The following is a 16,064-nucleotide window of genomic DNA, read 5'->3' as shown; positions in this document are numbered from 1 at the left end:
ACAAAACATACCGTCAAGGAAAGGCGAAACTCCTTTTTTCGACATATCAAAACAGGATTACCAAATGCCTCTAAATATGAAATTCCGAATAGAAAAGCTTGGCAGCAAGATGCTGGTTCAAGTGTATGATCGTGGAAAGACGCCTCGTTCGCAGCGCAGCGCGAAAGGCGTCTTATGTATGGCATGCAGCGATGAACCAAACGCTGCATTTAAAAACAGTGCGCCAGCAATGGCGATCTTCATCTGCCCACAAGCTACCCTCAAGCGGCCAAGCTTTATTGGAAATCGATAGCGATTGTATGCTTTGGTGTAACGTTGTAACATCCTTGTGTTACAACGCCTGTAAGCGCCGGGCCAGATGAAGTGCCCGGCGCAGGAAGTCCAGACTGTCCGTGCGCAGCGGACGGTCTGGACCGTACAGCAGCCGTTCCCAGTCGGCTGCAAACCGCGCGATGTCCGCGCCGTCCGCGCCTGCGGCCAAAGCCGGTGACGCTGCATATTCACGCAGCGTCATATCCGGCGGCCGCGGGCCGTACCGGCGCGCGAGCGCGGACCAGACCGGAGCGGCGGCACCCAGCAGCCGCTCGCGGTCTGGAAAGCTGCTGCGCGGCCACGCCAGCAGCAGCCCTAACCGCAGCGCGGGGCGTAGCCGCCGCATGCGGACCAGAGCAGCGGCGCCCAGCAAGGCCGCTGCCACAAGGGCTGCCGCGAGCCATGGCTCCGCGGCAATGGCCCGTGCGCGGGCGAGCAGCCATGCGCCCGCGTTAGCCAATCCGCCGATCATATACGGCGGATTCTCCACAACAGGCTGCGGCCCGGCGAGCGCTGCGACATCTTCGCCCGCGCCTTGCGCCATGGTGAAGCCTGGCGTGGCCTCAAACGGCATCCAGCCTGCACCCGGAAAATACACCTCTACCCAAGAATGTGCATCTCCCTGTGAAATCACATACTGACTGGGCACATCCGGGTCAGCAACTCCGGAGCCAAAACCTTTAACCCAGCGTGCGGGGATACCTTCCGAACGAAGTAACACAATCATGGCTGTGGAGAAATGATTGCAATACCCCTGCCGGGTGACGAATAGAAAATCGTCCACAAAGTCTGTTCCTCGCGGTGGCATACGGGTATCCAACGTATACTCGGCATGAGCAGCCAGATAAGTCTTGACGGCCTGCACAGCGTCATACCGGGTCTCACTGCCTTGAATAACTTCCTTGGCGAGCGTCTGCACTCGACCAGGGAGTGACGTAGGCAATTGCAGATAGTCCCTCCGAATGGCTGCCGGATCTTTCTCTTTATTCGTTTCCTCAAGCAGACGTAACTGTTCAGGTGTTGCGACAGGAACCATGACATCTGCCGAATAATTTTTAACTATCTTATCGTTTCCGGAGCCTGCGAGCCACAATGTTGCCGAATCTCGATTAGACAGCAAGGAAAACATGTTTTCCTGATTATCCTTGTTCTTGTCCTGGAACGATACGTTGACCGGTATGCCCCCGGTAAAGAGTGGATTTGGTCCTTTCCACTCTCGCTGCATCGTAACGGTTTGGCGAATGCGACTCCAATAGGTTGGATTCTCCCAACCATCAGCACGCAGCATTCCGGATGGACTTGCCGTTTCGAAGCTTTGACCCGGATCACTCCAAGTACTACCGTTATAATATGAACGGGTCTCCCCTCGCCAATACGTCACTTTTGGACTCTTTGCTATAAAAAAGATGGAGTTCCCCTGCACCAACGGTGCTCCCATAGGCGCGTCCGCTGTGCTATATCCCGTGACTGCCGTTGCAGCAGGGATACTACTGTGCTGTGTATAACCTGCCCAGCGAGCTATGCGTTCACCCATCTGTTCCAGAGATATGCGTTCCGGTTGAGGAATGGAAGCAAACTGGCCAGGTAATGCTGATAAAAACACCATACCTGCAGATGCAACGATAGTTACTGCACTCCAACGGCCATAAGGGCTGCCGCGATAACTCGGAGTAGTGACTGCTGCATTGAGACGTAATAGCTGGAGCAGAGCCTGTATAAGAAAAGTCCATAGGACAGACCGCATTACAGAAGCATACACATCCAGCCCCGCAAAAGATTCAAGCAAAAGCAAATAGAGCAGCGTTGCACTGCCAAACAGCATAACACTTCGACGTAACAACACAAGGGATTGCACAGAAGCCATGAGCATGCTCCAGCCGCACATCATGAACAAACCTCTCGTTTCTGTACTAATCGAGTGAAATCGCCAGTTATTTATAAAAGTGTCCATATCCGCTGAAAATATCCCCGGATAAGCGATCGCCCAACGGACAGGATCACTTCCTCCGTACATCAGGCATAAAGCAGCGAGTGCAATGAATAATCGGATCAGCACTCCGGTGATCCATCCTGTACGAATTAAACCCGCGAGCAACAATGCTCCCGTTAATCCCGCCATTACGGACAAGAACCGTTCACTGCCCTGCTGACCTGATGATGTAACAGGATATATCCACTCCAGAGACAGTATTAGTAAAATGGCCGAAATAACAATTTTGTACAGGACAGGTACGCTCACATATCCCTCATCCTTTATGTCCGTCACTGAATTCTGGTTCACAGCTTTATATACGGAATGGGCCGATTCTATTCTCGTACGGTCCGTTGACTCTAAGTCGGCCACAGTGAAATTGGGTTGCTGGTTACCATTACGCTCCCACATCCGTTACCTCCACCTTTCCCAATGAAGATAACGCAATGTCTGTAACCGCGTGGATCGGCACCCCGCTGTGACGAAGCCGTTCCAAACTTAAGCTGTCATATCCCAATCCATTCATCAATCTATCCGTTAATCCTAATTCGCTCTGGTTCGCTTCAGTCAATTGCACCTCTACACGATAACCCGACCCGATTGCAGTTATGATCCATTCGGCCAGAACCTGATCCATCTTACCTGTGAGAACCACAATTCGCGAACCGCTCGCCAGTCCATCCAACATCTCCGTTCGGAGTGAAACAGACACAGATTGTGCTTTGGATATTCGTGCCCCCGCTAGTCTGTCCAGTCCATGATTCTCATCATCTGCAAGGAATGACCCATGTTGCCATTGATCTTGTGCACCATGGCTCTTATCTCCGCCTTCCATCCACAGATGATAAGGAATGTCATCCCGCTCAGCGGTATGAATCCAGCTGGCTGCTGCACGAACCACTCGTTCAAAAGCAGGTGCATCCATGTTCTCCCGTTGTTTTACGTCATACCCCGACGCGCCCTCATACACAAGGATACCCAGTGAGGCAAGATCCGTGGTATCGGGCAGAAAGGTCTGAAGTTTTCCCGTTTTGGCTGTACTTTTCCAATGAACTCGTCCCAGTGGGTCACCCTGCTGATATTCACGAAACTCGGGGCTACGGTTACCTTGGCTATTTCTTCGCTCCGACAGAGTCCCTTCGATCATCGCTGCGAATTCTACCGAATCCCCCTTCCCCCAAGCCGTTGCTTGAGGAACAACAATCAAGGGTGTACCTCCTGCGGTCTCTGCGGAGAGGGTATTCCAGCCAAACATATCACCCCAGTACAATCTGCCCGTATCCCATCTGTAGACCCCTCTGCGTAAACCGGAACATTCATATTGATAGGAAAATTGTCGCCGTGTGCCCGGGAAAATCAATTTGCGATGAACACCTGCAGGTGTGTTCTCACACAGAACGATCCATAACAATGGAATACGGCAATTGAATTCCAGTTCGACCAGAACCCGTACCTGCTCGCCTGCCTCAATCCGGTTCGCGTTTATTTTCCGACGGATGTGAATACGCCGTGGTCCGAACCAATGGAGAAGCAGACCTCCTGTGAACATCAAGAAAGCTATAACGGATAGAAACAACGCCGCTTTGCCCCCATGCCACTGATACAAGGAAGCAAAAGCGACCACCAAGACAGCACTCACAATCCGTTGTCCCAGCGCAGTCATTGCCTCCGTCCCCTTCCCTGTGATGCCATTTGTACAGGTACCGGGACCGATGACAATGCTTCTTCAATCACTTGTACTTGTCCCCAAACCTCCGCTCTGTTCTGGGCCTTCAATTGAATACGGTGGGAAAGGACAGGCACAGCTACCTCTTTCACATCATCCGGAATGACATAACTGCGTCCTTGAAGATAGGCAAATGACTGCGCGGCAGCCATCCAGGCCAGTGTTCCACGCGGACTGATGCCCAGTCTGACCGCCGGAAGGCTGCGAGAGGCTACAGCAACGGCCACCAGATACTGTTTGACGACGGGATCAACATGTACCTGTTTGACTTCACGCTGCATGGCTACGACCTCTTCAGCAAGCAGGACAGGGCGAAGTTCATCAAGCGCTTCTCTACTTTGCATACGGATTAACAATTCCAATTCCTGTTCCGGATCGGGATACCCCAGTCCAATTCTCATGATAAATCGATCCAGCTGCGCTTCAGGCAGACGGTACGTACCCTCGAACTGTAACGGATTCTGTGTCGCCAACAGAAAGAACGGACGTGGCAAGGCATAGGTTGTGCCATCAACCGTAATACGCCGTTCCTCCATTGCCTCCAGCAGGGCAGACTGAGTGCGTGGTGAAGCGCGATTTATTTCATCAGCCAGGACAACGTTGGACATGACAGGTCCAGGCCGAAACTTGAATTCAGATGTATGTGGATGATAGATTGAAGTGCCCGTAACATCTGCCGGCATGACATCGGACGTGAATTGAATCCGGCCCATGGAGCAGTCCAGTGCAGAAGCAACGGCACGAACCAGCATCGTTTTCCCGGTACCCGGCACATCTTCCAGAAGTACATGACCTCCACTGAGCATTGCAGTAAGGACATAACGAATCTCTGTTTTTTTGCCAATAATCACACTCTCAACACGCTTCATGACCCTGTTTAACAATTCAACAGCATGTTCATGTTCCATTCGGATATAAGACATTTCTCCTGATCTCCTTCCGTTCATCAGCATTCCTGAACCATAGTAATCTATGATTCAGTGTTGCCCGGAAGTAGAGAGAATAGTCCTGCAAGAATGACTTTCTTCAGATCATTTTATACTTAAATATGTTATTCATTGCTGAAATGGATCTGGAAGCGCCCGCCTTTACCGTCCACTCTGCTTCATTACTGGTTAAGGAATTCACCCTCAACCCCATCTGCTCCAGTAACTCACGTAATGGAACCCAGATGGTTCCACCATGACTCTGTACTGCCCCCGTTTCAATTGCCCCTGTTGTTGTCAGTGTTCCGCTCACACCGTCTGCATGAATCGTTCTTTCTTTCCATACTGCTATGGCTGTCCTTGTTTCAGAGTCCCAGCGAGTGCTGCCCCCGAATTTTTTCATAAAAGTACGCAAAGGCACCATGATTCGCTGACCCTCCATGCGGAACTCACCCGGTTGCAAGGTAGCCGCAGCCAATCCCACCTCTACCTTCAGCTTCTTGTTTGCAAGCCATAACGTCGCGTTCGCTTCTACATGCTCTGCGATCCAGGCCTTTCCCGGCGCCTTGCGGGCCTTATACTTACCATCTGGATGTACACGGAATTGAACTGGTTGATCTGTACTCTTTATGGTGTCAAAACGATATCCATGATCACGATAATATTTGATAATACCCGGAAGTGCTTTTACCGTTTCAGCATGTGCACCACCGTCATGCATCAGTACAATGACCGAACGTGCTCCCGCAGGTACTTTGGTCGAATTGCTGAGGATCTCTTTGGCCGGAACACCTTTACGCTTGGAATCCCCACTGTCGACGTTCCAATCCATGACGGTGTATCCACCCAGTTGGAGCAAATCAAAATAACTCTGGTCAAAATGCCCGTAGGTACCGCCTGGTGCCCGCACCAGATTCGGACGGAAACCGGTTATACGCTCCAGCACTTCCTCTGTCTGCTTGATCTGTTTCCAGAACACTTTAAAATCACTGTACAATTGTTCGTATTGATGATTAAACGTATGATTGCCCAAAGCATGTCCATCCTCCACTAGCCCCCGGATTAACTCGGGATAACGCTCTGCCTGCTCACCCAGCACAAAAAATGTAGCCAACACCTTCTCCTTACGCAAAATATCCAATACTTCACGGGTATGGTTACCCGGTCCATCGTCAAAACTCAGATAGACTACCTTGTCTTGAGTATTCTTATCTTCCGGGATTGGATCACCTGAGCCGGAAGCAGAAGATGCATAAGCCGTGCCTGCATATACAGCAAATGCACATAACAATATCGTAATTCGCACGAGAATGACATACCATTGTCCAGATAAAAACGTATGTATGGTTGTTGCAGAGTTTCCCCCTAATTCCTTGATTGTGAATTCCGGTCTCTGTACCATTTACGAATCGCCCTCCACCGTCTCTAGTGAATTTGCTGATAGACTTCAGCAGATTTGTTAGAATTATATGGAGGCTACATTGAAAAAAGACGTGATTTTGTTTAATATTTTTTCACAATTTGCTATCTAGCCTGATTGATTCTTAGCTTCAGATTAGGTAGCATAATGGACAGGCAGAACACATTAAAACACCTTGGAGAGTATTCATGCTCCCACCCCGTATTCAGGAGAGTGAAATCTATTGGAATTGCTTGAGAAGATCCAACATCTGTTTGGGTCCTACGGATACAGCGTATTGTTTTTTGGCTTGTTGCTTGAATTCATCGCACTTCCCTTTCCTGGTGAAACAACGATGGCTTACGCAGGGTTTCTCTCCTACAAGGGGCATCTCGACTTTGGAATCCTCACCATACTGGCTTTTCTGGGAACAACGATTGGCATGACCATCACTTATTTTATTGGAGCCAAAGCAGGACTGCCCTTTATAACACGATACGGAAAATGGTTTCTGCTGAAGCAGGACAAACTCGATAAAACGCAAAAGTGGTTCGCCAAGTATGGTAATGCCTTAATCTTCATCGGTTATTTCATTCCGGGTGTAAGGCATTTCACCGGATATTTTGCGGGCATAGCTGCTGTTCCCTTTCGTAAATTCGCTCTCTATGCCTATTCAGGCGCACTGTTCTGGGTCGTGCTGTTTCTGGGTATTGGCAAAATATTTGGCCCCCAATGGAATGCCGTATTCCATCTGGCTCACCAATATGCAGCATATATCGTGGGAGGAATCGGCCTATTGCTTATCGTAGCCGTGCTTTATCGTTACCGCAAAGCATGGACAGCAAGATCCACCGTATCCAAGCCAGCCCCTGTTCGACAAAGACAAAAGTAAATTCGGACAAACGTCCACCTATAAAAGTAAGGAGCTGCGAGTCTTCGCAGCTCCTTTTTTTTTCGTTTATACGAACAGTGTAAGAACGAATCATTCTTTTATTTTTTTGTGATAATCCGAATTCATCCCGGTCATACTAACTTGCAAATATAGGGTATATAGGGAGGCGAAGGCATGAGTGCATCGGTGCAGAACCATCAGGACCAGAAGAAGATCTCTCCGAATCTGAATGACAATACCCAATATTGCAAACAAGTGATGGGGAACAGCAACGACTTGATGATCCGACCTCTGCAATGTTTGCACAAATGGCCTGCTGTCATGTTGTACATCGATGGATTGGTGGATGTGAACATTCTGAATCACTCCATCATGGAATCGTTGTTGCAAAAGCGTGATCTCCCTGAATTCTCCGCAGACGATGAACATCTCAGCTACCTTCAGAATGATATTCTGATCGCCAGTGATGTATTGCTGGTGGACGATATGGAGGAGGTAATGAATGCACTTCTTTCGGGATCGGCTATCCTACTACTCGAAGGATCTGTACGTGGATTAAAGATTGGCGCAGCAGGCTGGGAAGATAGATCCGTTGGAGAACCTGTCTCCCAAACCGTCGTTCGCGGACCAATGGAGGGATTCAACGAAAACCTGCGGACCAATACCTCATTAATTCGCAAACGAATCCGTAATCCTCATCTCTGGATTGAAGAAAGAGAAATCGGCAGGGTCACCAAGACCCGGGTTGCCGTGCTCTATCTGGAGCATATCGTGGATCAGGAAATTGTAAAAGAACTGCGTCGAAGACTCGATGAAATCGATATCGATAGCATCCTTGAGAGTGGTTATATCGAGGAACTGGTACAAGACAAGACGGGGACGATCTTTCCCACGGTTTACAACAGTGAAAGACCTGATACCGTGTCTGCCGCTTTGCTTGAAGGGCGTGTTGCAATCATTGTGGACGGGACACCTTTTGTATTGCTCGTTCCTGCCTTGTTTGTTCATTTCTTTCAGTCTCCAGAAGACTATTATCAACGAGCCGATATCAGTACGCTGATTCGAATGATCCGATATCTAGCCTTTTTTATTGCCCTGCTTGCCCCATCCTTTTATATTGCCATTACCACGTTCCATCAGGAGATGTTGCCTACCAATCTTCTCATCAGTCTGGCAGCACAGCGAGAAGGCGTACCTTTCCCCGCCTTTATTGAAGCCTTACTTATGGAGCTAACCTATGAGATTTTGCGGGAAGCAGGCATACGGATTCCCAAGACGGTGGGTCAAGCCGTATCCATTGTCGGTACGCTTGTCATTGGTCAGGCAGCGGTAGATGCTGGGGTTGTATCCGCTGCGATGGTCATCATCGTATCCATCACTGCGATCTCCAGTTATGTTATTCCGGAAAACGGACTGTCCATCTCTGTACGTATTCTGCGATTTGTATTGATGATACTTGCGGCAGCATTTGGTTTCTATGGCATCCTGATCGTGCTGTTAATTACCGTAACTCACCTCTGCAGCTTGCGTTCTTTCGGGGTGTCCTACATGTCTCCATTTGCACCTTTTATTCAGAAAGATCTTAAAGACACGATCTTTCGTGTGCCTTGGTCCCATATGAGAACTCGCCCACTCTCTACTCATGCAACCAATGAAGTCAGACAGTCCACCAAAAAAACGAAGCGGTAGAAATTCGGTAAGGAGTGCACATCCATGAACAGATGCTTACGCTTAATTTTATCCTTTGCCCTTCTGCTTCCTCTCCTTACCGGATGCTGGGATCGCCAGGAACTGAATGAACTTGGCATTATGCTGGGTCTCGGTGTGGACAAAGATGGCGATATGATCAAAGTGAGTGCTCAGGTCGTTGTTCCAAATGAGGTATCTTCCAAGGCAGGAGGAGGCAAAGGCACCCCGGTTACGCAGTATCAAGCATCTGCTGCCACTTTGTTCGAAGCGATTCAGAAATTAACGGAGACCAGTCCACGCCGCATATTCATGGCGCATATCCGCGTACTGGTATTTGGCGAGGAATATGCGCGAAAAGATGGAATATACGACGTTATCGAAGCGCTAATGCGTGAACCTACGGCTCGACCTGATTATTACGTTATGGTAGCAAAGAATACAACGGCCTCCCATGTCCTTGATGTGCTTACACCTTTAGAAAATATTCCTGCGGAAAAGTTGTTTAATTCCTTGGATGTATCCGCCAAGACCTGGTCCCCTACTACCACGGTAACCGGGGATGAATTAATGGATTTCATGATATCTCCCGGCATCCAGCCTGTCATTACGGGTGTAGAAATCCTCGGTAACAAAGAACAAAGTGGTAATAAAGAGAATATAGCCACCATCCGGTCACCAGCCCGCCTTAATACAACGGGGCTAAGTGTATTCCGGAAAGACAAGCTGATTGGCTGGTTAACAGCGGATGAATCCAAAGGCTACAATTACATTCGTGATAATGTAGAATCTACTGTCAGCCACATGCCTTGTCGCAAGAAGGGCAACGTGACATTTAAGACACTCCGCACCACAACGAAGAGAAAAGCCAAAATCGTAAATGGCAAACCTGTCATCAACATTGATATCAAGAATGTCTCCTCCATAGGCGCAGTTGAATGTGGAATACGGATCGGTTCAATGAAAGTTCTCAAAGAGCTGGAATCCGATAGTGAAGAACGGTTAATTGAACTGATGCAGGAATCTGTGCATTCAGTAAGACGTAAGTTTCATGTCGATATATTTGGTTTTGGACAGGAAGTGTACCATGCAGATCCCAAGTTCTTCAAGAAGATAGAGAATGACTGGGATAAATATTTCGAAGAACTGGATATCAAGTACAAGGCCAATGTGCAGATTAAACGTGTCGGTACACTGGATGATTCATTCAAAGATGAACTGAAGGAGTGAGGAAGCATGTTGCTTACATTGGCGGTTATCTTCGTAGCAGTAATTATTGGCTGGGTTGATCTGCCTGGCCTCATTCGCCGGAAGGAGTGGAGAGAAACGGCTGTATACAGTGCAATGCTTCTCACAGCTACATTCTTCGGTGTTATTGCATCTAATTTGTGGGAGTTCCCCAGTCCCCTGTATATCATTATGTGGATCTATGATCCCGTGAACCATTTATTAGCACGCTTGACTGGAACTTAGGTGAAGAGGGAGGGTATATCATGCTCGAAAAGGGACGGATCGGTACAAGACAATTGTCCACCCTTACATTTATGTTAGTGGTAGGTGATATGATGCTGATCTATCCTTCCGTCATCACGTCATATGCCAAACAAGATGCATGGATATGTGCTCTTATTGGCGTTCCACTCGGGATGGCTCTCATGGCGTTGATACTGAAATTGGGCACGATGCATCCAGGGAAAAACCTGGTGCAGATCTCCCGAAGTATTCTGGGGTTTTGGCCAGGCACCTTTTTGTCGTGCTTTTACTTGTTCTTCTTCATGATTGGCACATCCACACATACCCGGGAAGTCGGTGATTTCATGACGTCCCAAATATTTCAATACACCCCTATTCGTGTCATCATTCTCATTTTTGTGATTGCCATCGGATGGGGGGTATATCACGGCTTGGAGACCATCGCGAGAACGAGTGAACTGCTCATGCCCCTCGTTATACTGTTTATCGTGATACTCGCCTTCTGTCTTTTGCCACAGGTTAGTACCAGTAAACTGGAGCCCATATCGGATACTGGTGTTGTCTCCATATCGCAAGGAATCCTTGTGAGTATCATATATCCTGTCGGAGAAACCATTCCCATTTTGATGATTCTTCCCCATGTCGCAAACAGTCGCCATCGTATGCGTGACATCATTATCACAGCAGGTTTCGGTAATTTGATCCTTGCCATTCTTGTTAGCATATCCATGCTCGTACTCGGCCCCTTTCTAACCCAACACAATATATATGCTTCGTTTATTTTGTCTCAAAAGATTAGTATCGGCGGTTTCTTCGAACGAATCGAGGTTATCATGGCTTGCTCTTGGCTCATTTCTACCTATTTCAAAGCGATGATCTATTTATACGCTTTTATTGTCGGATGCGCAGAACTCTTCAAGCTAAAGGAATTTAAAATGCTCATTCTACCATCAACACTTCTCGTTTATGGAATGGCCAATCTCGTTGCGCCCAGCCTGACATTTATTATCATCACCATCGTTCCGTACTGGGTAGATTGGGACACCACGCTAGGTATCATTCTTCCGGGTATGCTGGTTCTCATAGCGTTAGTGAAATCCCGCAGAACATCCCGTTCACAACCTCAGCCAACTACTGAAGGATAATTCGTAGGGAATTGAAGAAAATTATCCCTCATGGGAAGGAGCGAAAGGAAATGTTGATGAACGAAAAACTTACGATTCGACAGTTCACCTTGCTCACCTTTCTGGTTATGGTTGGAGATATGATACTGATCTACCCCTCCCTCGTTACCGCAGTAGGCAAGCAGGACGCCTGGTTCTGTTCTCTGATTGGTCTGCCGATCGGTGTTGGCATCATGTGGGTCCTGTACAAGCTACATCGAACACATCCCCAGTTGTCTCTTTTTGAAATCTGTAACCAATTACTTGGGACCTGGGTAGGTTCCATGTTATCAGTTGCCTATCTATTTTATTTCGCCATAGGTGCAGCCATATGTGTCCGTGAAGTCGGTGACTTCATGACGACGCAAATATATCTGAAAACTCCCATTCGGGTCATTATTCTGATGATCATTTGTTCCCTGGCTTGGGGACTTATCCATGGTTTTCGTACGATGGGGCTGAGCGCAGAACTATTAACTCCCATCGTTGTGGTGTTTATTCTTTTTCTCTTTTTGGGGCTCCTGCCTCAAGCCAAAAGTGCAAATCTGCAGCCGTATTTCAGTACGCCCTGGATACATCTTGTAGAGTCTAGCATACGCGCAGCGTTCACTTCCTTTGGCGAACTTATCATTCTCTCTGTGTTTCTTCCGTATGTACAAACAGGATTTCATTTCAAAAGGGATTTTCTACTGGCTACCCTCTTTGGGGGAGTACTGTTAAGCCTGTTACTGCTTCTGTCACTTATGGTGATGGGACACACACTTACGCAGCACAGCATCTATATCTCATACGCCCTTTCACAGAAAATTAATATAGGTAATTTCTTTGAACGAATTGAGGCCTTCATGGCTATCGCCTGGTTAATTTCTACCTATTTCAAAAGTCTGTTATATCTATTCGCCTTTGTGTTGGGAACAGCACAATTATTTCGGTTAAAGACATATAAGCCTCTCATTTTGCCTTCGTCCTTGTTATTATTCGCCCTAGGCGTGCTGATCGCTCCAAATGTTATTTTCTATACAGATACGATCATGCCTGCTTGGGTAGACTGGGATATCACTGTCAGCTTCATCATCCCACTGTTCCTCTTACTGGTTTATCGCATTCGTTCCCGTAAGAGTAAACCCATCCCCTCATGAATCGGATAACATCTGAAGCTGACGAACAAATTGTATTATAAAAGGATATACAAAAGGCTGTGTACATGGCAACTTCCATGAACACAGCCTTTATATTAAGGGTACATATATGCTGTGAAAGCAGTATTATATAGCCTTCAAAGCCTCAAGCGCAGCCTCGATATGTCCTTTGACCCGAACTTTGGACCAGTCCTTGATCAACTTCCCCTCTTCATCAATCAGAAAAGTGGAGCGAACCATACCCATGTACTCCTTGCCATACATTTTCTTCAGCTGCCATACACCGTATTGCTCGGCTACAACGTGCTCTTCATCCGACAACAAGGCAAACGGCAGTCCATATTTGGCGATAAACTTGTCATGCTGTTTCATCGGATCGGTGCTGATTCCGAGAATGACCGTGTTCAGCCCTTCAAATTCAGCATGTCGATCCCGGAAATCACAAGCCTGTTGTGTACAGGACGAGGTCATATCTTTGGGATAAAAATAAAGCAGCACCCGCTGTCCGCGGTAATCCGAAAGCTTTACTGATTCTCCCGTACTGGACGGAAGCTCAAAATTCGGTGCCAATTCGCCTACTTTTAACGTCATGTCAGTTCCTCCCTAATCTCCCCCATGAATTGCTATAGGGCGTTATTATGAACCTGCTCCGCGATACCGCTTCACGCCAAAATTCCACAAAAGCAAGCCCATGGAGCCAAACACCAATCCCATCACAGGTGTAAGCAGCGCCATGCGATGCATCTCGGACCTTTCCAGGAACAAGGCTGCGGGATAGATGCCCACAAAGGCAAACGGAATGATCCAGGTTAACAGCACCTGAATGGCACGGTTGTAGATCGTTACCGGATAACGCCCATACCCTTGGATGTTATACATCAATGGCAGGATACCTGTTGGCGCGTCCGAATAAAAGGATAGTGAAGTCAACGTAGTATAGATGCCGGCATAGATCATGACTGAGCTGAGTGCCAATATAATTAAGGCAGGGATATGCCACCACTCCAGCACCAGGCCCATCTCTGCTCCGCTAAAGATCATGATGATCAAGCCGATAAACGAGCCCACCAGTGCAGGCGGATCTACATTTTCAAGCAAGATCTGGAACAAATTATGTGCGGGGCGTGTCAGGATACGATCCATCTCACCTTTGACGATGTACCGCTCACTGAATCCCCACAGATTGATAAAACAACTAAAAATGCCATAGGGCACCATAAAATATCCATAAACAAAGAGCACTTCACTCTCACTCCAGCCGCCCAGGTTATCCGTATGACGGAAGACCACAAAGATAAAGATCAGGTTGGTTGCCTGGAACAGCAGATCCGATAGGATCTCCACCCAGAAATCAGCACGGTACGTGAGTCGTGTTTTCATGTAATTTTTCAAATATTCCCAAATCAGACCCATATAGTACATATCTGTTATCCCCCTTGCACGAACAGACGCTTGCGCGCCTTACGCCAGATCAATACCATCGGAAGCAGCAGTACGGTAAACCAGAACACCTGAATACCGAGTACACTCCAGATGGCGGTACCTTCCACTCTTCCAGTGAAGACGGAACCGGGCAGATACGTAATGGCCTGAAAAGGCAATACTTTCATCACCGCGGACATCCAGCCTGGATACAGGCTGATCGGGATGATTAGACCAGAGAACAAATCAACCACGACGCGTTTCATACGCATCATGCCTTCATTGTTTTCCACAAAAAATGCCGCTAGTCCCGTGATCACATTAATCTGGGAATTTATGAGGAAACTGAAGAACAGCATGACGAGAAAGCCAATCCACGCCGATGGCGCCGTAGGCAATTCAACCGGGAACAGCAAAATGGCGATGAGCATCCCCGGAATCATGAGCAGCAGGAAGCGGAAAATACCTTCCCCAAGCCCTTGCATCATTTTGACCATAACGTAATTGATCGGCCTGATGAATTGAATCGCAATGGAGCCATCCCGTATATCTGCGGCAATCTCCCGGTCCAGGTTGTTAAAGTAAAACGCACGTGCCATCCAGGATACAGCGATGTAAGTGGTCATCTGCGCTGCCGTGAAGCCGCCGAGTTCACCACTGCTACCGTAAATGGCTTGCCAGGTAAAGTAATACACGCCGATATTCAGCGTATATATCAAAATGCCGGAGTAATAATTCACCCGGTATGCCAGCATCGTTAGAAAACGGATGCGCATAAAATCAATAAATGCACTATTCATCTCAGGATACACCCACCGCTTCTTTCCCTGCTCCCACAATCTCGGGACGCTCGGCGGAACCGGATTGGTAAATACTGCGTACAATCTCATCCGTGTTGATCTCGATAATCTGAATATCGGTAATATCGGCTTGTCCAACGACACGTCCGAGTACATCCGAAACGTTCAGTTCCAGCGGAATCCATACGGATGCGGACAGTTCATTCTCAACCGTCCAACGTACAGGCAACGCAGCAGTCCATTCCTGCATCTGACTGATGTTGTGAGCTGAACCAAACTTGAAGCGGATCTCCCGCTCCTTACCCCACTGGGACTTGAGATGATCCAGACCTCCATCATAGATGATGTTGCCTGCATCAAGCATGATGACCCGGGAACACAGTGCCTCAATGTCCTGCAAATCATGGGTTGTGAGCAGAATGGTCGTTCCATGCTCCTTGTTCATGTCTTTCAAGAAATCCCGAATTTCCGACTTCACCACAATATCCAAACCAATAGTTGGCTCGTCCAGAAAAACAATACTTGGGTTATGCAATAATGCTGCAACTAACTCGCAGCGCATACGCTGACCAAGACTGAGCTTCCGTACCGGACGACTCAGCAGATCCTGAAGCTGTAATCGCTCAACCAGTTCATCCAGCCGTTTACGGAAATCGACCTCTCCGACACGATATACTTTGCGCAATAAATGGAAGGATTCGATAACGCCAATATCCCACCACAATTGACTGCGCTGACCAAAAACAACACCAATATTCTGTACAAACTTCTCCCGTTCCTGATACGGAACATAGCCACCAACCGATATTTGCCCTGAAGTAGGCACCAAAATGCCGGTCAACATCTTGATCGTTGTTGATTTACCGGCACCGTTCTCCCCGATATATCCGCATATTTCGCCTTGCGGAATCTGAAATGAAATATCATTTACAGCCAATACCTCTTGGTATTGACGTGCAAACAGGTCCTGGAACGCGCCCTTCAGCCCACCTCGGCTTTTCTGGACGCTAAACGACTTGCGCAAATCTTTGACATCAATCGCCAGCATGATTATACCTCACTTGGATTTTGTTGAAATTGCTTGTAGCCCAAAAAGAAATTATAATGGTATCAGTCAAAATTCAGCAAGCTTTAAAATAGTCTGGAGCCGCGTT

The 16,064-nt window shown here is 47.9% G+C and carries 14 protein-coding genes; 6 read left to right on the top strand and 8 right to left on the bottom strand.

The window, feature by feature from the left end:
- Positions 1-331: 331 nt before the first annotated feature.
- The 4 genes from MHB85_RS03595 to MHB85_RS03580 all read right to left on the bottom strand — a co-directional run bounded on the left by MHB85_RS03595 (position 332) and on the right by MHB85_RS03580 (position 6,338).
- Positions 332-2,695, bottom strand: coding sequence for a DUF4129 domain-containing transglutaminase family protein (locus tag MHB85_RS03595; protein ID WP_091018681.1), 2,364 nt, complete (start codon positions 2,693-2,695; stop codon positions 332-334).
- Positions 2,682-3,947, bottom strand: a complete 1,266-nt coding sequence (locus tag MHB85_RS03590) for a DUF58 domain-containing protein (RefSeq protein WP_091018683.1) — start codon at positions 3,945-3,947, stop codon at positions 2,682-2,684. Before MHB85_RS03590 ends, MHB85_RS03595 begins: the two co-directional genes overlap by 14 nt.
- The gene (locus tag MHB85_RS03585) at positions 3,944-4,918 is read right to left on the bottom strand and encodes an AAA family ATPase (RefSeq protein ID WP_341072394.1); all 975 of its coding nucleotides are present in this window, start codon (positions 4,916-4,918) and stop codon (positions 3,944-3,946) included. The genes MHB85_RS03590 and MHB85_RS03585 overlap by 4 nt, the downstream gene beginning before the upstream one ends.
- A gap of 118 nt (positions 4,919-5,036) precedes the next feature.
- The gene (locus MHB85_RS03580; protein WP_091018687.1) at positions 5,037-6,338 is read right to left on the bottom strand and encodes a polysaccharide deacetylase; all 1,302 of its coding nucleotides are present in this window, start codon (positions 6,336-6,338) and stop codon (positions 5,037-5,039) included.
- A gap of 241 nt (positions 6,339-6,579) precedes the next feature.
- Between MHB85_RS03580 and MHB85_RS03575 the strand changes: the two genes are divergently transcribed.
- The 6 genes from MHB85_RS03575 (at position 6,580) to MHB85_RS03550 (ending at position 12,688) form a co-directional block, all read left to right on the top strand.
- On the top strand, positions 6,580-7,227 hold the full coding sequence (locus MHB85_RS03575; protein ID WP_017690726.1) for a DedA family protein: 648 nt from the start codon (positions 6,580-6,582) through the stop codon (positions 7,225-7,227).
- A gap of 174 nt (positions 7,228-7,401) precedes the next feature.
- Positions 7,402-8,916 (top strand): spore germination protein, encoded by a 1,515-nt coding sequence (locus MHB85_RS03570; RefSeq protein ID WP_105602344.1) that lies wholly within the window; start codon positions 7,402-7,404, stop codon positions 8,914-8,916.
- A 24-nt stretch (positions 8,917-8,940) separates the two neighbouring features.
- Positions 8,941-10,143, top strand: a complete 1,203-nt coding sequence (locus MHB85_RS03565; protein WP_341072393.1) for a Ger(x)C family spore germination protein — start codon at positions 8,941-8,943, stop codon at positions 10,141-10,143.
- A gap of 6 nt (positions 10,144-10,149) precedes the next feature.
- On the top strand, positions 10,150-10,386 hold the full coding sequence (locus MHB85_RS03560) for a hypothetical protein (RefSeq protein WP_091018692.1): 237 nt from the start codon (positions 10,150-10,152) through the stop codon (positions 10,384-10,386).
- A gap of 20 nt (positions 10,387-10,406) precedes the next feature.
- Positions 10,407-11,531 carry a GerAB/ArcD/ProY family transporter gene (locus tag MHB85_RS03555; protein ID WP_341072392.1) on the top strand — a complete coding sequence of 375 codons (1,125 nt, stop codon included), beginning with the start codon at positions 10,407-10,409 and terminating at the stop codon, positions 11,529-11,531.
- A 56-nt stretch (positions 11,532-11,587) separates the two neighbouring features.
- Positions 11,588-12,688 carry a GerAB/ArcD/ProY family transporter gene (locus MHB85_RS03550; protein ID WP_341072391.1) on the top strand — a complete coding sequence of 367 codons (1,101 nt, stop codon included), beginning with the start codon at positions 11,588-11,590 and terminating at the stop codon, positions 12,686-12,688.
- Positions 12,689-12,814: 126 nt separating this feature from the next.
- On the opposite strand, the gene bcp is transcribed toward MHB85_RS03550, so the two are convergent.
- The 4 genes from bcp to MHB85_RS03530 are packed head-to-tail and all read right to left on the bottom strand — an operon-like array spanning position 12,815 to position 15,958.
- Positions 12,815-13,279 carry a thioredoxin-dependent thiol peroxidase gene (gene bcp / locus MHB85_RS03545; RefSeq protein ID WP_105602349.1) on the bottom strand — a complete coding sequence of 155 codons (465 nt, stop codon included), beginning with the start codon at positions 13,277-13,279 and terminating at the stop codon, positions 12,815-12,817.
- 45 nt (positions 13,280-13,324) lie between these two features.
- Positions 13,325-14,110 (bottom strand): ABC transporter permease, encoded by a 786-nt coding sequence (locus MHB85_RS03540; protein ID WP_091018699.1) that lies wholly within the window; start codon positions 14,108-14,110, stop codon positions 13,325-13,327.
- 5 nt (positions 14,111-14,115) lie between these two features.
- Positions 14,116-14,910 carry an ABC transporter permease gene (locus MHB85_RS03535; protein WP_192136380.1) on the bottom strand — a complete coding sequence of 265 codons (795 nt, stop codon included), beginning with the start codon at positions 14,908-14,910 and terminating at the stop codon, positions 14,116-14,118.
- A 1-nt stretch (position 14,911) separates the two neighbouring features.
- Positions 14,912-15,958: an ABC transporter ATP-binding protein gene (locus MHB85_RS03530; protein ID WP_036614079.1), complete on the bottom strand. Its 1,047-nt coding sequence runs from the start codon at positions 15,956-15,958 to the stop codon at positions 14,912-14,914.
- Positions 15,959-16,064 lie beyond the last annotated feature (106 nt).

Origin of the sequence: Paenibacillus sp. FSL K6-4396, from assembly GCF_038002525.1 — a bacterium.
Lineage (GTDB): Bacteria > Bacillota > Bacilli > Paenibacillales > Paenibacillaceae > Paenibacillus > Paenibacillus amylolyticus_B.
This window is presented reverse-complemented; position numbering and strand designations above follow the sequence as displayed.